At 57.9% G+C, this 17336-nt stretch carries 12 protein-coding genes; 9 read left to right on the top strand and 3 right to left on the bottom strand.

Going from position 1 to position 17336, the window contains the following annotated elements:
* Window positions 1-7: 7 nt before the first annotated feature.
* Entirely contained in the window at window positions 8-1288 is a 1281-nt protein-coding gene (locus tag K5Y30_RS17250) for a M20 family metallopeptidase (protein WP_222212411.1), read from the bottom strand.
* Between the two features lie 79 nt (window positions 1289-1367).
* Here K5Y30_RS17250 and K5Y30_RS17245 point away from each other — a divergent pair, with 79 nt between their 5' ends.
* The 3 genes from K5Y30_RS17245 (at window position 1368) to K5Y30_RS17235 (ending at window position 2760) form a co-directional block, all read left to right on the top strand.
* Window positions 1368-2138, top strand: coding sequence for a GntR family transcriptional regulator (locus tag K5Y30_RS17245; protein ID WP_222184174.1), 771 nt, complete (start codon window positions 1368-1370; stop codon window positions 2136-2138).
* A gap of 130 nt (window positions 2139-2268) precedes the next feature.
* The gene (locus tag K5Y30_RS17240; protein ID WP_007885913.1) at window positions 2269-2502 is read left to right on the top strand and encodes a YgdI/YgdR family lipoprotein; all 234 of its coding nucleotides are present in this window, start codon (window positions 2269-2271) and stop codon (window positions 2500-2502) included.
* A 27-nt stretch (window positions 2503-2529) separates the two neighbouring features.
* On the top strand, window positions 2530-2760 hold the full coding sequence (locus K5Y30_RS17235; RefSeq protein WP_222184172.1) for a YgdI/YgdR family lipoprotein: 231 nt from the start codon (window positions 2530-2532) through the stop codon (window positions 2758-2760).
* 71 nt (window positions 2761-2831) lie between these two features.
* Here K5Y30_RS17235 and K5Y30_RS17230 read toward each other — a convergent pair whose 3' ends face one another.
* Window positions 2832-3617 carry a MipA/OmpV family protein gene (locus K5Y30_RS17230; RefSeq protein ID WP_222184170.1) on the bottom strand — a complete coding sequence of 262 codons (786 nt, stop codon included), beginning with the start codon at window positions 3615-3617 and terminating at the stop codon, window positions 2832-2834.
* A 124-nt stretch (window positions 3618-3741) separates the two neighbouring features.
* Between K5Y30_RS17230 and K5Y30_RS17225 the strand changes: the two genes are divergently transcribed.
* From K5Y30_RS17225 to K5Y30_RS17210, 4 genes are all read left to right on the top strand, one after another.
* Window positions 3742-4437, top strand: coding sequence for a response regulator transcription factor (locus tag K5Y30_RS17225; protein WP_101761262.1), 696 nt, complete (start codon window positions 3742-3744; stop codon window positions 4435-4437).
* Window positions 4434-5618 (top strand): cell wall metabolism sensor histidine kinase WalK, encoded by a 1185-nt coding sequence (locus K5Y30_RS17220; protein ID WP_222212409.1) that lies wholly within the window; start codon window positions 4434-4436, stop codon window positions 5616-5618. Before K5Y30_RS17225 ends, K5Y30_RS17220 begins: the two co-directional genes overlap by 4 nt.
* Before the next feature lie 89 nt (window positions 5619-5707).
* Window positions 5708-6853 (top strand): efflux RND transporter periplasmic adaptor subunit, encoded by a 1146-nt coding sequence (locus K5Y30_RS17215; RefSeq protein WP_222212407.1) that lies wholly within the window; start codon window positions 5708-5710, stop codon window positions 6851-6853.
* Window positions 6850-9915, top strand: coding sequence for an efflux RND transporter permease subunit (locus K5Y30_RS17210; protein WP_222212405.1), 3066 nt, complete (start codon window positions 6850-6852; stop codon window positions 9913-9915). The genes K5Y30_RS17215 and K5Y30_RS17210 overlap by 4 nt, the downstream gene beginning before the upstream one ends.
* A gap of 36 nt (window positions 9916-9951) precedes the next feature.
* Here K5Y30_RS17210 and K5Y30_RS17205 read toward each other — a convergent pair whose 3' ends face one another.
* A complete protein-coding gene (locus tag K5Y30_RS17205; protein ID WP_222212403.1) occupies window positions 9952-12651 on the bottom strand; it encodes a cation-transporting P-type ATPase in 2700 nt (899 codons plus the stop codon).
* Between the two features lie 504 nt (window positions 12652-13155).
* Between K5Y30_RS17205 and K5Y30_RS17200 the strand changes: the two genes are divergently transcribed.
* Together K5Y30_RS17200 and K5Y30_RS17195 are read left to right on the top strand one after the other, a co-directional pair.
* A complete protein-coding gene (locus tag K5Y30_RS17200) occupies window positions 13156-14244 on the top strand; it encodes an efflux RND transporter periplasmic adaptor subunit (protein ID WP_222184162.1) in 1089 nt (362 codons plus the stop codon).
* A complete protein-coding gene (locus tag K5Y30_RS17195; RefSeq protein WP_222212735.1) occupies window positions 14244-17288 on the top strand; it encodes an efflux RND transporter permease subunit in 3045 nt (1014 codons plus the stop codon). The genes K5Y30_RS17200 and K5Y30_RS17195 overlap by 1 nt, the downstream gene beginning before the upstream one ends.
* Window positions 17289-17336: the final 48 nt, after the last annotated feature.

Here is a 17336-nt window from a genome sequence, read left to right as displayed (position 1 = left end):
TGATTAGTTAATTACCCTGGGTTGGCTGAAAATCATCGGCGAGATACGCCAGAATGGACTGCGAAAGTGCGATCACATCTGCCAGCGTGGTGTACTCATCGGCGGCATGAATGCGGTTGTCAGGACGGGCGAGGCCGCCGAGTAAAATCTCCTGAATCCCGGCTTGCTGGACCCAGCCCATATCGGAACTGGTGGACGATCCCCAGGGTTTGAACTCGCTGGGTTGGAAGCCAAAACCCTGACTCAGCGCCGCCTGCCAGCGCGGCCAGTGCGGACCGTCCGGATTAGCGACCGGCGCCAGATGGCCAATCATTTGCAGCGTGACGTCGAGCGCGGGGCTGTCGCGCATCGCACTTTCCACACAGTGCGTCAGCTCCTGCCACACCGCGTCAAAGCGCTCTTCCGGCGCGTAGCGGCGATTAATCAGCAGCTCAAACCGTTCCGGAATGGTTGATCCTTTGCTGCCGCCCTGCGCAGCGGCCAGCGTTAACAGTGACGTCAACGGTTTGCCGTGATAGTGCGGCGGAGAAGGCATCGCCGAGGTGCGTTGTTCCACCTCGAGCTTCAACTGATAAAGCGCGTTCATCATTGGCAGCGCCGCTTCAATAGCATTAATGCCGTTAACCGGATCGCCGGAGTGTGCTGAACGTCCGGTGATAATCACTTTGAGATCGATGCTGCCAAAGCAACCGGCCCAAATGCGCGGCACCGCGCCGCCGTTGAAGCTGAGCAGGTGACCGGAGAAAAGCTGTTGTTCCGCCAGATAACGAATGCCGGGATACAAGCCGCCCTCTTCATCGCTACACAGCAGAAATACCGGATTAAAACGCAGCGGGATGGCCGCCGCCTGTGCCGCGCGCACTGCCGCCATCGCGGCAACAATGGTGCCTTTCATGTCTGCCGCGCCGCGCCCAAACAGCTTGCCTTCTGCTGCGGTCAGCGTGAGCGCCGGAAAACGCCAGCCATCGCCGGCGGGCACGGTATCGGTGTGGAAATAGAGATTGCAGTTTTCAGCGGCACCGGCATCAAGCGATGCCAGCAAATTGACACGTTCACCGTACGCGCTGCCGTCCGGTGCCTGCCATAAATGTTCCGGCACGGAGACGCGCGCAAAATGAAAATCCAGCGGTGTTAACAAGTGCGTCATCACGTCAGCAAATGCGCCATAACCGTTGCCCGGCGGGAAGCAGGTATCCACCTCCAGCATCTGTTTGAGGTCATCCGTCATTTGCGCGCCGTCATGAGCAATCATCGCTAATGCGTTGTTAAACCGTGGATTTTGCGTCATAGGATTATCGTCTGTTGTATTTCTATATAGTTTATAGATAATGCAATTCAACGACTGAGGTCAATCGGTAATCGGAAACATGCAAAAAAACTATGACGCGAACCACGCTCAACCTTTCGCCAGACTCAGCGAAGGTGAAGGTGCGCCGCTGTACGAAGTGGTCAAGCGCCATATCAGCGAATCGATCCTGCAAGGTGAACTGCCCGCAGGCACGATTTTGCCGAGTGAAAATAGCCTGGCGGCGAAGTTTGGTGTGTCGGTGGGCACAGTGCGCAAAGCGCTGGCGGCGCTGACCACGGAAGGCATGCTGATGCGACGCCGCAAAACCGGCACCGTGGTAACCGGCTGGGCGCCGCTGCACAATCTCAGCCACTTTTTCCAGTATTTTCGCCTGCATGATAAAACCGGCGGATTGCTGCAATCCGATACCCGATTACTGGATTATCAGCTGAGTCTTGCCAGCGCCGACGAAGCAGAGAAACTGCAAATTGGTCAGGGCGATGAAGTGATCCGGCTGAAGCGTTTGCGTCGCGTGAAGGGCATCGCCGCGATGCATGAAACGCTGGTGTTGCCCTCGGCGCGTTTGGCCGATTTTCCACCCGCCGAGCAGTTACCGCCGCTGCTCTATCGCTATTTGTTTGAACGCTACGACCTGCGCGTCGCCGCCGTGCGTGAACAAATTACCGCCACGCTGGCAAATGAAGAGGATGCGACGCTACTAGAACTGAGTCTGCCGCACGCCGTGATGGTGATTGATGAAGTGTCGTTTGATCAAAGTGCCCTGCCGGTAATTTTGGCGCACCACCGTTTTAGTACCGAACACTTTATGTATGTGAATGAGATCCGCTAAGCGCGCGGCATGAACCGCCATCTGAGTCGGGTTAAACAGCGCAGATGCGCCGGGTTTCTGGCTGTTTCGGGAAAATGTTCTAAGCTATTTAGGTAGTTAAAACTTATTCCACTGAAAGGAACTCATCACGATGAAAAAAACAGTACTGGCAACGGCATTTCTTGGCACTTTTATGGCAATGACATTGACCGCTTGCTCTTCAAATCAGGCGATTAAGACCACCGACGGACGCACGATTGTGACGTCTGGTAAGCCGCAAATCGACAGTGACACGGGCCTTGTTTCTTACAAGGATGCGCAAACCGGTAAAACTGAGCAGATCAATCGCGACAAGATTACCAACATGAGCGAACTGGATAATTAATATCCTTTTAACAGCCTGGAGAGACTAATGAAAAAATCAATTTTGCTTTCTATTACTGCGCTTATTGCCCTGTCCGCTTTAACCGGATGTACGCGTACCTCGTACGCCATCCACACCAATGATGGACGCACCATCGTCACCGATGGCAAACCACAGGATGCTGAAACCGGCCTGCTGGGTTACGTCGATGCCAATGGCGTGAAGCAGCAAATCAATAAAAGTGATGTGAAAGAGATTTCTGAAGTTCCGCATAAATAATCTTTCTCACTCAAGCCGCCCGCTGTAATGGATTTCCTTACAGCGGTGCGGGCTTAAACGCCATTCAAATCTTAAAACGTATAGGTCACCGCCGCTGTTGCGGTCAGCTGATTCTGCCTGAACACAATGGGACTGTCCGCCGCGTGATCGTCCAGCCACGTGTAGCCCGCACTTAACGCGCCGCCCCAGTGCTGGGTAAACTGATGACTCCATGTCAGGTCGGTTTCTACCCCATAAAATCCCGCTGCCGGTGAATAAGTCGCATAGCCACTTTTCACGCTTTGACGCGCACTGACGCCGTACCATGTTTGCATGTAACGCGCATCCCCAAACAGCGCGGAGGTCTGCAAGGAAAGGCTATCCTGCTGGCTTTGCAGCGGAATTAACGTTACCGAGGTGCGGTAATTCACGCCCTGACTGTCTGTCAGCGGCAGCACGGCTTTCGCTTCGAGGACCAGCCACGGCGAGACCGCCCAACCGGCCGCAATAGCGGTGTTGAGCGTGGCATTTATTGTGCCCATGCCACGCAGCTTGTCAGAACCGTCGCGCCAGCCGGAATCCTTGTCTGCCCTGCCCAGACCATATCCCAGCGAATGCTCCAGATACAGGCCGCTGTCGCTTTGCAGATCGTAGCCGACCCCCTTTTGCGAATCGACGAAAAAGGCGCCTTTTCTGGCCTGTAACATCGGCACCGCTTGCCAGCGTTGCTTGTCCGCGCCGCTGTATGTCGGCGTGGTCTGCGCGCCCACGCCAATCATCACGCCATCCTGCGCTGCGCTGTCATCAGCGCGGCTGCTGGCACTGATACTGACCAGTAACAAACAGCCACTGTACAGCGCCTTTTTTCTCGTTATCATCGTGTCACCTCAGTTACCCATCTGTTTTTAGCCCCTTGCCCGGGCGTTGCGTCACGGATTGGAGTATCCCGAAGCATTGTCAATAACGTGCCAGGGATTTATGAAGAAACTGTCAAGGTGAGCCATGAACAACAGACGAGTATTGGTTATTGAGGATGATGCAGACGCGGCAGACGTGCTGGAAGCCTATCTGCTACGTGAAGGATACGCCGTGGAGATTGCCGGCGATGGGCATAGCGGACTTGAGCGCGTTGAGAAGTGGAAACCCGATCTCATTCTGCTCGACATCATGTTGCCCGGCATGAACGGCACCGAGGTGCTGGCTGCCGTGCGACGCCGCGCGGACACGCCGGTAATTATGATTACCGCGATGACCGACACGCCCGACAGAATCGGCGCGCTGCGCTTAGGCGCGGATGACTACGTGGTGAAACCCTATCATCCGGGCGAAGTGGTGGCGCGCGTGCAGGCGGTGCTGCGCCGCAGCCGGGCGGCCGTTGCGGAGGATGAAGTGCTGCGCTGGCAGGCGCTTGAGGTTAATACCGCCGCGATGACTGCAATGGTCGCGCAGCCAGAGCAACAGCCAACACGCGTTGAACTCACGCCAACCGAATTTTCCCTGCTGGTGACCCTGATGCGAGCGCCGGTGCGCGCACTCAGCCGTCACTATCTGATCGAAACCTGCATGCCTGAAAGCGAGGCGCTGGAAAGGGTGATTGACACCCACGTCTACAACCTGCGTAAGAAGCTCGAAAACGCCGGTTTATCCGAGATATTACTTAACGTGCGCGGCGTGGGTTACAGGTTCAGACAGCCATGAAAAAGTCACCTCCTCAAACGCTATGGCGCTGGATCTGCGTGCGTATTTTGACGCTGGCCATCGTCACGGTGATTGCCGTCGCCGGCATTATGTTCCTGCGCTTTGCGCTGCAAAACCTGTGGATCATCCACCATATGCCGCCGGCGATGCGCCAGGAATTTCTGACGCTGCGTGCGCATCCGCAAACCAATCTGCCGCGCTTCCACGAGATCGTTGATGAACGCTGGGGCGTGCGCTACTCCGATCCTTCGGTGGGTGCCGCTGACTGGCTGATGGTGATCATCCTGATTTTCATCATTACGCCGTTTGTTGCCTTCACCGTTCTGCGCAACGCCCGCCCGCTGGCGTTGCAGTTTAGCCACCTGAAAAAAACCGCTGATCGGGTATCCGAAGGGCAGTTTGGTTCCGCCGCCACCATTGTAAAAAGCGCGCCGGCGGAGCTGTTGCACTTCGCGCACGACTTTAATCGCATGAGCCAGCAGCTGGCGCTCTACGATCGTGAACTGCGCGCCTCGCACGTGGCGCTGGCACACGAACTTCGTTCGCCGCTGACGGCCGCCATTGGCCGGTTACAAGGTCTGCTGGATGGCGTGTTTCAGCCTGAACCGCAGCAGCTGGAGATGATCATGAAACAGCTGCGCCACATGAGCCGACTGATCGATGAGCTCCATCTGCTGTCGCTGGCCGACGCCGGACAACTCAAGTTGGATCTGCATGAGATCAACCCCGGAGAACTGGCGCGGGAGCGCGTGGCCTGGGTGCGACCGCAAGCCGAAGCCAGCGGCATGATCATCAGCGTGGCAGCAGACAGCACGCTCACCTGCCGCGCCGATCCCTTCCGCCTGGGTCAGGTGTTTAGCGTGTTAATTGAAAATGCGTTGCGCTATGGCAAGCCTGCGGGACAGTTGCAGATTACTGCCCGCGCGGTGCCGGGAGGCTGCAGCATCGAATTCAGGGATGATGGCCCCGGCGTGGCGCCTGAGTTTCTGCCCGAGATCTTTGAACGTTTCACGCGCGGTGAATCCTCGCGCGCGCGCCACTCAGGCGGCAGCGGGCTAGGCCTGTCGATCGCTCGCGCCATCTGCGCGGCGCACGGCGGCAGGATCAGCGCCAAACTACCCAAAGAGGGCGGCCTCAGCCTGGCGATTTTCCTGCCGGACGTCAGTCCGGCACCGTTTTAAGCGCTCTTGACAGGATCTTGACTCGCCGTACAACGAATCTCGACAGTTCGCCGTTTTAATGGCGCCAAATCCTTGTACGGAGTGGCGCCATGACTGACTCTTTCACCGGCCTGGTCAAACAGGCCGCCGACCATCTTATCGATGCACAACGCCTGATAACGTTACTGCCATTGTTGCCCTGCATGGTGGTCATCGCCTTGTCGCTGACTGCCTGCGGGCCACGCGATCCCTTACCACCCGCGCCTCCCCGACCGGTAAAATTCATCACCGTGAAGCCCGCCCTGGAAGGGCAACAGGTGCAGATGACCGGCGATATTCATGCCCACGACGAAACATCATTGGGTTTCAGGCTGGATGGGCGGGTTCTGACGCGCCCTGCCGAAGTGGGCGATCGTGTTGACGCCGGTCAGGTGCTGGCAACGTTAGAGAGCAGCACTACCGCCAATGCGTTACGCAGCGCGATGGCGGACACCGACAGCGCGCGGGCAGCTGAACGCGTTGCGGCGCTGAATCTACATCGTATGAAACAGTTGATGCCTTCCGGTGCGATTGCACGGGCGCAGCTCGACAGCGCGCAATCCGATTGGCAATCCGCTGCGGCGCACCTGCAAAGCAGCGAAGCCGCACTCAACAGCGCGCAGGAAAATCTACGCTGGACGCAGCTGACGGCTCCTTTTAGCGGCGTGATCACCGCCGTCAGCGCCTCTGCCGGACAGGTCGTGAGCACCGGTCAAACGGTGATGTCACTGGCAAGCGGTGCGCGGCGGGATGTGGTTCTGGATGTGCCTTTCCCGGCAGCATTTTCCTCGCTCCCCAGCGATACCTTTCGCGTAACTCTGCTCTCTTCACCGGCGATCACCGCGCAGGCGCATCTGCGCGATATCAGCCCGCAGGCCGACCCGCAAACGCGGACCTGGCGGGTTCGATTAACGCTAGACGATCCACCGCCAGCGATGCTGTTGGGCGCCAGCGTCAGCGTGGCACTACCGGAGAGCGATCCCCGCACCTTTATCCTTCCTGCATCCGTGCTGACGCGCCTGGCGGACAAACCAGCGGTGTTTGTGCTGGATGCGCAGCGCGGCAAGGTCACACGCCGCACGGTGGTGATTTCCCGCTTCACCGCCAGCGAAGTCTATATCGCCAGTGGTCTCACGGCAGGCGAAAGCGTGGTCACGGCAGGCGTCAGCACACTGCGCGATGGCGAAGCGGTTGCGCGGGGAGATGAGCAGCCATGAGTGAACCTTCCGCACGCGATAAATTCAATCTTTCCGCCTGGGCGCTGGCTCATCAACAGCTGATGGCTTTTCTGATGCTGATGATCCTTGGCGCTGGCGTGCTCAGCTATCAGGCGCTGCCGCGCAACGAAGATCCCGCCTTTACCATCAAAACCGCCGTGGTCTCCGCGCAGTGGCCCGGTGCCGATCTCGACGATACGGTGCAACTGCTGACTGAACCGCTGGAGAAAAAGCTGCAGGAAGTGCCCTATCTGGATTACGTGCAGAGCGAAACGCATCCCGGTAAAACCGTTATCTTTGTCAATCTGCGCGACAGCACGCCGCCCGGCAAAGTGCAGGACATCTGGTATCAGGTACGCAAGAAAATGCAGGATGTCAGCTCCGCGCTGCCTGCGGGCGTTGCGGCACCGGCGGTCAATGATGATTTTGACGATACCTTTGGCACGATTTACGGTTTTACTGCGGAAGGATTCAGCACGCGTGAACTGCGCGATCGCGTTGAGTCGATTCGCGATCGGCTGATGAGCGTACCGGATGTCGGCAAAATTACGTTGCTCGGCGTGCAGGAGCAGCAGATTGTGGCGAGCTTCTCTCCGCGCAAGCTCGCGGGAATGGGCCTGAGCCTGCAACAGGTCACCGATGCCTTGCAGGCGCAGAATGCCTTGTCACCCACAGGCGTCATTCGCACCAACAGCGATAACATCGCGCTGCGCGTCAGCGGTGCCTTCAACTCGGAACAGAGCCTGCGCGCCGTGACGCTGCACATCAACGATCGCTACATTCCCCTGACCGATATCGTCACGCTGACGCGTGTGGCGGCGGAACCGCCAACGCCGCTCTATCGCGTCAACGGTAAGCCAGCGATTGGGCTGGCGATCTCCATGGCGCCGACCGGCAATATGCTGGATTTTGGCCACGCGTTAACGGACAAAATGTCGCGGATTGCCAGCCAACTGCCGCACGGAATTGAGGTAACGAAAGTGGCGGATCAGTCGCGGGTGGTCAACGACGCGGTCAGCGGATTTGTGCGGGTGCTCGGTGAAGCCATCTTTATCGTGCTGGCCGTCTCTTTCGTCTCGCTCGGGCTGCGTGCCGGTTTAGTTGTGGCGGCGGCGATTCCTCTGGTGCTGGCGATGACCTTTACCGGCATGATGCTGGCGGGCATTGGGCTGCAACGCATTTCCCTTGGCGCGCTGATCATCGCGTTGGGGTTGTTGGTGGATGATGCGATGATCGCGGTGGAGACCATGGTCGCCCGACTCGAAGCCGGTGATTCCCGCTGGCGCGCCGCTACAGTAGCCTTTGAAACCACCGCATTTCCGATGCTCACCGGCACGCTGGTGATGATTGCCGGTTTCATTCCCGTCGGCTTCGCCGCGTCCGGCGCGGGAGAGTATTGCTACTCGCTGTTTGTGGTGGTGCTGATCTCGCTGCTCAGTTCATGGGTCGTTGCGGTGCTGTTCTCTCCGCTGACCGGCAGCTGGATCCTGGCATCAAGGCCAGGTAAATCGCACGCTAAGCCCGGTTGGTTGCTGCGCCTCTATCGCCGTCTGGTTTCACAGGTGTTACGCCATCGAGGCTTGACGCTCGGCCTGGCGGGCGCATCGCTGCTGCTCGCCATCTGGGGCATGAGCCACCTGCAGGGCGAGTTTTTCCCGGCATCCGATCGCCCGGAGCTGCTGGTCAGCCTCACGCTGCCGGCGAACGCCTCGCAGGCGCGCACCTTAAGCGTGGTAGAACAGCTCGAAGCGAAACTCAGCGGCAACACCAATATCGACCATTTCTCCTCCTATAGCGGCAGCGGCGCCGTGCGTTTTTATCTGCCGATGGACGTGCTGAACGATGATGAAAACATCGCCCAGCTGGTCGTGGTAGCCAAAAATCTGGCGGCGAGGGATCGGTTGAAAGCTGAACTCGATCGCCTGCTGGCACGCGATTTCAGCGATGTGGTGGCGCGCGTATCGCCGCTGGAACTGGGTCCGCCGGTTGGCTGGCCGATCCGCTATCGCATCAGCGGGCCGCACTACGAGCGGGTGAAACAGTATGCGGAAAAGCTGGCCAGCATCCTCGGGCAATCCCGCGCGACGCGCAGCGTAAACCTGACAGCGGGCGAGCCGGAACGCGTCATCACCTTTGCGGTGAACCAAACCGCAGCCCGCGCGGCTGGCGTCTCTTCACAGGATATCGCGCAGCTGCTGAACCGCGTGTGGTCCGGTCAAAGCGTGACTACCGTGAGAGATCATAACCGGCTGGTTGATGTGCTGTTGCGCGCCAACGATGCGGACCGGCTGGATTTAACCAGCCTCGCTGCGCTGAAACTGACCACCGCGTCAGGCGCGAAGATTGCCATCGGCCAGGTTGCGACACTGCAGTGGGGATTGCAGGATCCGGTGATGTGGCGTCGCCAGGGTTTTCCCTATGTGGTGGTACAAACTGATGTAGCGGCGGGCATGCAAGCGGAGACCACATCCGCGCAGCTCAGCGCAGATGTCCAGCAGCTGCGTGCCGGATTAGCGCCGGGTTACACCCTTGATGAAGAGGGCACGGTTGCCGAATCGGATAAAGGTAACGGCTCAGTGTTTGCCGTTTTACCGGTGACGTTGTTTGTCATGCTGATACTGCTGATGGTGCAGCTGCAACGCGTATCGCGCATGTTGCTGGCATTGTCGATGGCGCCTTTTGGACTGCCTGGCATTGTTCTGGCGATGCTGCCCAGCGGCACGCCGATGGGATTTGTCGCCCTGCTCGGTATGATTGCGCTGGCTGGCATGATCATCCGCAACGCGGTGATCCTGATCATGGAAGCCGATAGCAATCTGCGTGCTGGCATGTCGCGCAACGATGCAGTAAGCCAAGCGGCTGAGCATCGTGCCCGCCCGATTCTTCTCACCGCCTGCGCCGCGATTTTAGGCATGATTCCCATCTCGCATCAGGTGTTTTGGGGGCCGATGGCCTACGCCATCATTGGTGGATTGCTGGTGGGAACGCTGATGACGCTGACGGTGTTGCCCGCTGCGCTCAGTCTGGTGATGCAGCGTGAATCAGCGTTTTCCGCCGAATGAAAAAGGGTTGGCTGGCATGGCGCCAGCCAACATACGTTAACGAGCCAGGCGCCAGCCGCGTGTCAGGCGCTTCTCTATCTCCACCAGCACAAAGATCCCAGCGCTCACCGCCAGCGAAATCAGCCAGTATTTGAACGGCAATGGCGCGGTGCCAAACAGCGTATTCATCAATGGAACATAGATAATCATCGCCTGCAGCGCGATAAGCACCACGGTGACCAGCCAGATGCCACGGTTTTTCAGCAAGCCGGCATCCAGCGAGAATCCGTTGCTGTTACGGCAGTTCAGCATGTAAACCCACTGCGCGGTGACCAGCATCTGCAGCAGCACGGTGCGGATGAACTCCGGCGTGTAGCCGCGCGGCTGGAGCCAGGCTTCCAGCACAAAGGCGCTAATCGAAATCAGCAGGCCGACGAAGATCACGCGCCAGATGGCGTAAGCGTCCATCACCGGGCTGCGTGCGTTACGCGGCGGGCGGCGCATGATGTTGCGCTCTGCCGGTTCAAATGCCAGACCAAACGACAGCGTTGCCGAGGTCGCCATGTTCATCCACAGAATCTGCACCGGCGTCAGCGGCAGCAGGTTGCCCATCAGAATCGCAATGATGATCAGCAATCCCTGCGCGAGGTTGGTCGGCATGATAAACAGAATGGTTTTCTTCAGGTTATCGTAGACGCGTCGGCCCTCTTTCACCGCCGCCGCGATAGTGGCGAAGTTGTCGTCGGCGAGGATCATATCCGCCGCCTCTTTGGTCACTTCGGTGCCTTTGATGCCCATCGCGATACCAACGTTGGCCTGCTTCAGCGCGGGCGCATCATTGACGCCATCACCGGTCATGCCGACGATCTCACCGCTGCTCTCCAGCGCTTTCACCAGACGCAGCTTATGCTCGGGGCTAGTGCGGGCAAAAATGTCGTATTCACGCGCCGCCACGCCCAACTCGGCATCATCCATGTGCTCCAGCTGATAACCGGTGATGGCAGAATCGCTGTTACCAATGCCCAGCATCTGGCCAATCGCCATCGCGGTTTCCGGGTGATCGCCGGTGATCATCTTCACGCGAATCCCTGCCTGCTGGCAGTCGCGAATCGCGGTGATGGCTTCCGGACGCGGCGGATCCATCATGCACGCCAGGCCCAGCATCTTCATGCCGTTGCGTAAATCCTCATGATCGATGTGGTGCTGCGCTTCCGGCAGCCAGCGCCACGCGGCGGCAACCGTGCGCAACCCTTCGCTGGCGTAGGTGGTGATCGCCGCTTCCCAATATTCGCGATCAATCACTTCCGCATCGGTAGCACCCTGCTGCTGCTGACACAGCGACAGCAACACATCAGGCGCGCCGGTCATCAGCAGGCACGGTTTGCCATCAATCAGGCAGCTCACCGCCATGTATTTGTAGGCCGAGTCAAACGGCAGCTTGCTCAGAATCTGCACCTTGTCACTGTGAATGCCCGCCTTGGCGGCCAGCACTTTCAGCGCCCCTTCGGTTGGGCCACCGACAATGCCCCAGTTGCCGTTGGCATCCTGACGCAGCTGGCTTTCGTTACAGATATCCACCACCTGCAGGAAGCCCTGCATCAGCGCATCGCTCTGCTGACCCGCTTCAAGGGTAAATTCACCTTTAGGCTCATAGCTGTTACCGCTGATGCGCCATTGGCTGTTCGCCAGCACCACCGCTTTCACCGTCATCTCGTTCATGGTCAGCGTGCCGGTTTTATCCGAGCAGATCACCGTCATGGCACCGAGCGTTTCGACCGTCGGCAGCTTGCGAATGATGGCGTGATTGCGTGCCATTGACTGCACGCCAAGCGACAGAATGATCGAAATAATCGCCGGTAAACCCTCCGGCACCGCCGCTACCGCGAGGCTGATTACCGACAGCAGCAGCTCCGTCACCGCGATGTCGCGCAGCAGATAACCAAACACAAACAGCGCCGCCATCATCAACATGATGATGCCGAAGATGGCTTTTCCGAGTTTGTCGATCTGCACCAGCAGCGGGGTTTTCGCCTCTTCAATCGCGGAGATCATCGCATTGATGTGGCCCAACTCGGTGTCGCCGCCGGTCGCAATCACCACGCCCAGCGCGGTACCTGAACTGACGGTGGTGCCGGAATAGGCCAGATTCAGGCGATCGCCGAGCCCTTTTTCACCCTCAAGTGCCACGGTATTCTTTGATACCACCGTGGATTCGCCGGTCAGAATTGCCTCTTCGACGCGCAGATTGTGCACCTCGAACAGCCGCAAATCCGCCGGGATCTTATCGCCGGGACGCAACATCACCACATCGCCGACCACCAGATCCTGAGTGGCGATGGTGATCTGCTGGCCGTCGCGCAGCACCATGGCATCGCTGGACATCATGTTCTGGATGCTTTTCAGCGACTTTTCGGCGTTGCTTTCCTGAATGAAGCCGATCAGGGCGTTGATCACCGCCACGCCGAGAATCACAAAGGTATCTACCCAATGGCCCATCACCGCGGTGATCACCGCCGCAGCCAGCAGGATGTAAATCAGCACATCTTTGAAATGTGCCAGAAAACGCATCAGCAGTGATTTTTCCGCTTTTTGCGGCAGCACGTTCGGCCCGTTGGCGTCCAGTCGTTGCTGTGCATCTTTTGTGCTTAACCCCGCGGGTGAGCTGTTGATGGCTTTAAATACGGCGGCGTTATCCTGCTGATAATAGGGACGCGCGGATGCTTCCGGACGTTTTGGCTGAATAGGAATAACGGTCATAATTAACCCCGTGACATTGAATTGAAAATAAAAAAGCGTGCGAAAATAAAAACCACATTTTAATTATATTTTCCCGAAGCATACTGACCGTGGTCATGTTTTTACCGATTCAGAAGTGTGATGCTAATAGTGATAGCACTGATTGCGTAATGTTATTATTTAAAAGCAAATAGAAAGGTACATGACACATATTAATTTTAGTTTCATCTCGAAATGTATTAATCATAGGGGGAATTATTATGAATAAATTACACAACCTGACAATACCGATGATCATTTCCTTTATTATCATTGCGGTATCATCAGCTACCGCCATCGGCTTACTCTCTTATCATGTGGTTTCGCGCATGGTGGCATAATTGATTTCGCCAGACATCGCTAAATTAAACCAACCTTAAACGCACAATTGTTTCCACCTAATGACCCTTATTTTGCGGAGGGTCATTATTCCCTCTTTCAGGAAATGGCATATTTCCGCCCTTTCTTTCTTATTGAGGCAGGGGCATGAATAATTGGCCAGTGCTGGGCGCACTTGTAATTTGTTTGGTTTTGATCGGTTGTGACAATAAAAGCGGTGATGAACTCAGCGCACCTCGCGTAATTAAAGCGCTAACACTGACGGAAAATACCACAGAGAAAGTCAGGGTATTTCCAGCGCGTATTTCGGCGGGCGATTACACCGAACTGGCGTTTAAGCGTACCGGGCGGCTGGCGCAGTTGCAGGTGCGTGAAGGCAGCCATGTGAAGGCTGGCGAGGTAATTGGCCGACTGATCGATACCGATGCGCAGCTGCGCGTCAACGATCAGCAGAACAGATTCCAGCTGGCGGATCGTCAGTATCAGCGCTTCAGTGCGCTGGCCACGCGCAGTGCGGTTTCGCAAGCAGACATGGATGTGCAAAAGGCGAACCGCGACTCGGCCGCCGTGGCGCTCAACATCGCCAAAGAGGAGCTGGATTATCACACCTTGCGCGCACCGTTTGACGGCATCGTCACCAGCGTGGCCTCACAAAATCATCAGGTGGTTACCGCCGGACAAACGGTGGCGGTGATCAGCCGCAACGATGTACTGGATGTGATTTTCAGCGTGCCGGAAAACCTGTTCACCAGCCTTGACGTGCAAAACGTGAGTTATCAGCCAGAGATCAGCCTGAATGCGCTGCCAGGCCGCACGTTTCGCGCGGCATATAAAGAGCATCGTGCAGCAGCTGATGCCGCCACGCTAACCTGGCAAGTGGTGCTGACGATGCCGCGTCCAACGGATTTACCGCAGGTCAGCGGACTGAGCGGCACGGTGAAAGTGCAGATGCATAACTTGCCCACTTCCGACGGCACGCCGCTGCTGCGCGTGCCGGCCAACGCGGTGTTTAACCCGGATCAGAGCCTGCCGAATCAGCCTTACGTGTGGCTGATCAGCGGTGACGGTGATGTGGTTAACGTTCAGCAGCAGCCGGTGGTGGTGGGAAAACTCAATGCGCAGGGCATCGAAATTCTCTCCGGCCTGCGAGTGGGCGATCGCATTGTGGTCGCGGGCGTCAGCGATCTGCGTGATGGTCAGGCGGTGCGCCTATGGACACGCGAGCGAGGTTTGTGATGCGCCTGCTGGAACAGTTTCTCAAATACCCGATTCGCAGCTGGCTGGTGATCGTGTTGCTCGGCGTGGGCGGCATTTTTGCGCTGCTCAATATTGGCCGTCTGGAAGATCCGCTTTTCACCATTAAATCAGCGGTGATTGTGACGCACTATCCCGGCGCGTCAGCGCAGCAGGTGGAAGAGGAAGTGACGCTGCCGCTGGAGAACGCCTTGCAGCGCTTGCCGTCGCTCGACAACGTCAGTTCGATCTCCAGCAACGGTTTGTCGCAGATCACCGTTACGATTCATAGCCACTATCGCGCCGACGACTTGCCGCAGGTGTGGGATGAATTGCGTCGCCGCGTTGACGATGCCACGCGCCAGTTTCCACCCGGCGTCAGCGCGCCGCTGGTGAATGACGACTTTGGCGATGTCTACGGCTACTTCTTTACCCTTTCCGGCGAGAACTTCACCAACAGCGAGCTGCGCACCTACGCCGATCAATTGCGGCGTGAGCTGAATTTGGTACCGGGCGTGGCGAAAGTGGCGATTGCCGGTATTGAGCAGGAGCAGGTGAATATCACGCTCTCCAGCCAGAAGATGGCGGCGCTGGGCGTGACGCCACAGCGCGTGGCCGCTTTGCTCAACAGCGTCAATGCCGTCTCCGATGCGGGCCAGATTCGCCTCGGCAATGAAGCGATTCGTTTCCATCCGACCGGCGAGTTTCACTCACTGGATGAGATCGGTGCGCTGCCAATCTCTGCGCCCGGCAGCAGCCAGCAAGTGTTGCTGCGCGATATCGCCTCGCTCAGCTATGGCGTTACCGATCGGCCGGGCAATCTCTATCACGCCAACGGCAATGCTGCGCTGGCGATGGGCGTCTCGTTTGCGCCTGGCGTCAACGTGATTGATGTCGGCGATGCGTTAAGCGCCAAAATTCAGCAGCATCAGCAGGCCAAACCGCTCGGCATCGACCTGAACGTGTTTTATAACCAGGCGCAGGAAGTGAAGCAGTCGGTGGATGGTTTCATCAATAACTTTCTGATGGCGCTGGCGATTGTGGTGGGCACGCTGCTGCTGTTTATGGGCGTCCGCAGCGGTATGGTGATCGCCGCCTCGCTGGCGCTCAATGTGCTAGGCACGCTGCTGATCATGTATCTGTTTAAGCTTGAGCTGCAGCGCGTGTCGCTGGGTGCGCTGATTATCTCCCTCAGCATGCTGGTGGATAACGCGATCGTGGTGGTTGAAGGCATCAAGGTCGATCGCCAGCGCGGCAAGCCGTTGCAACAGGCGATGATGCAGATGGTGAAACGCAGCGCGCTGCCGCTGCTCGGCGCCACGGTGATCGCCATTATCGCTTTCGCGCCGATTGGTTTATCGCAGGATTCCACCGGCGAATACTGCAAATCGCTGTTCCAGGTGCTGCTGATTTCTCTGCTGCTCAGCTGGATTACCGCGCTGACGCTGACGCCGGTGTTCGTGCAGTGGATGGATGGTCGCCAGGCGATCAGCAAAGAGACCACGCAGCCGTATCAGGGCGTGGTGTTTCGCCTGTATCGCCGCGTACTCACCACGCTGCTGCGCTTCCGCATCACTACTTTAGTGCTGATGGCCGCGTGCCTGGCCGCCTCGGTCTATGGCTTCGGCTACGTGAAGCAGAACTTCTTCCCCGCCTCCAATACGCCGATTTTCTTCACCGATCTGTGGCTGCCGTATGGCACCGACATCCATTACACCGCACAAACCGCGCGCGAGATTGAAGGCTGGATCAACCAGCAGCCGGGCGTCAGCAGTACCGTGACCACCATTGGTCAGGGCGCGATGCGCTTTACGCTGACCTACGATGCAACGCGTCAGTACAGCAATTACGGGCAGATCATGGTGCGCGTGCAGGACGCAAAGCAGCTGGAAATGCTGGCGCAGCAAACCGAGCAGCACATCCGCGAGCACTTTCCGCAGGTGACGGAGCGCATCAAACGCATCAATTTCGGCAGTGCCAGCGACAGCGCCATTGCGCTGCGCGTGACCGGCCCCGATCCCATTACGCTGCGGCAGATTGCCAGCCAGATAGACGGCATTTTCCTCGCCGAGGGCAGCGCGTTTCCGCCGCGCCATGACTGGCAGGCGCGCAGTAAAGTGATTCGTCCACAGTATTCGCCGCTGCGTGGTCAGGAGCTGGGCGTGGACAAGCGCGATATCGACCGCGCGCTGCGTATCAACTTCACCGGTGATAGCGTCGGTTTGCTGCGCGAAGGCTCGCGGCTGATGCCGATCATGCTGCAGACTTCCGAGCTGGAGCGGCAGAATATCGACCATCTTGGCAATATTCAGGTGTGGAGTCAGGCGCAGCAGCGTTATGTGCCGCTGGCCAATCTGGTGAGCGATTTCCAGCTGGAATGGGAAGATCCGCTGATAATGCGCCGCGACCGCATGCGCGTCTTGACGGTGCAAACCGATCCCGATCCCGCCAGCGGCCGCACCGCCGCAGAGATTGTGGCGCGCGTGCAGCCGGCCATCGATCAGCTGAAGTTGCCCGCCGGCTATCATCTGGAATGGGGTGGCGAGTTGGAGAGTTCGCGCGATGCCCAAAGCGGCCTGCTTGGCTCGCTGCCGTTAGGTTTCCTCGCGATGTTTGTGATTACCGTGCTGATGTTTAATTCGCTGCGCGATGCGCTGGCGATTTGGATTACCGTGCCGCTGGCGCTGATTGGCGTCACCTGCGGCTTCCTGCTCACCGGCATTCCGTTTGGCTTTATGGCGTTGATTGGTTTGCTGAGTTTGTCAGGCATGTTAATTCGTAACGGTATCGTGCTGGTTGAGGAAACGCACCAGCTGGCGCGGCATCAGCCGTTACAGCAAGCGATTCTCGATGCCGCAACGTCGCGTCTGCGCCCGATTCTGCTCACCGCCTTCACCACCGTGCTCGGCCTGCTACCGCTGCTGCGCGATGTGTTTTTCCAGAGCATGGCGGTGGTGATCATTTTCGGTTTGGGATTCGCCACGGTGCTAACGCTGCTGGTGTTGCCGGTGCTTTATCAAACCTTTTATCGGGGTAGAAAGTCTTGAGCGTGAAATTTTGCCTTGAGTCCGTATTATCCGTGTGGGCACTGACGC

It is taken from the genome of Pantoea sp. DY-5, assembly GCF_019795955.1.
GTDB lineage: Bacteria > Pseudomonadota > Gammaproteobacteria > Enterobacterales > Enterobacteriaceae > Pantoea > Pantoea leporis.
The sequence above is the reverse complement of the archived record's forward strand: the minus strand, read 5'-3'. Positions and strand labels throughout refer to the sequence as shown.

Excerpts from the sequence above, each read along its gene's own strand:
- K5Y30_RS17250 (WP_222212411.1), bottom strand. The coding sequence starts at position 1,288 with ATGACGCAAAATCCACGGTTTAACAACGCATTAGCGATGATTGCTCAT.
- K5Y30_RS17245 (WP_222184174.1), top strand. The coding sequence starts at position 1,368 with ATGCAAAAAAACTATGACGCGAACCACGCTCAACCTTTCGCCAGACTC.
- K5Y30_RS17240 (WP_007885913.1), top strand. The coding sequence starts at position 2,269 with ATGAAAAAAACAGTACTGGCAACGGCATTTCTTGGCACTTTTATGGCA.
- K5Y30_RS17235 (WP_222184172.1), top strand. The coding sequence starts at position 2,530 with ATGAAAAAATCAATTTTGCTTTCTATTACTGCGCTTATTGCCCTGTCC.
- K5Y30_RS17230 (WP_222184170.1), bottom strand. The coding sequence starts at position 3,617 with ATGATAACGAGAAAAAAGGCGCTGTACAGTGGCTGTTTGTTACTGGTC.
- K5Y30_RS17225 (WP_101761262.1), top strand. The coding sequence starts at position 3,742 with ATGAACAACAGACGAGTATTGGTTATTGAGGATGATGCAGACGCGGCA.
- K5Y30_RS17220 (WP_222212409.1), top strand. The coding sequence starts at position 4,434 with ATGAAAAAGTCACCTCCTCAAACGCTATGGCGCTGGATCTGCGTGCGT.
- K5Y30_RS17215 (WP_222212407.1), top strand. The coding sequence starts at position 5,708 with ATGACTGACTCTTTCACCGGCCTGGTCAAACAGGCCGCCGACCATCTT.
- K5Y30_RS17210 (WP_222212405.1), top strand. The coding sequence starts at position 6,850 with ATGAGTGAACCTTCCGCACGCGATAAATTCAATCTTTCCGCCTGGGCG.
- K5Y30_RS17205 (WP_222212403.1), bottom strand. The coding sequence starts at position 12,651 with ATGACCGTTATTCCTATTCAGCCAAAACGTCCGGAAGCATCCGCGCGT.
- K5Y30_RS17200 (WP_222184162.1), top strand. The coding sequence starts at position 13,156 with ATGAATAATTGGCCAGTGCTGGGCGCACTTGTAATTTGTTTGGTTTTG.
- K5Y30_RS17195 (WP_222212735.1), top strand. The coding sequence starts at position 14,244 with ATGCGCCTGCTGGAACAGTTTCTCAAATACCCGATTCGCAGCTGGCTG.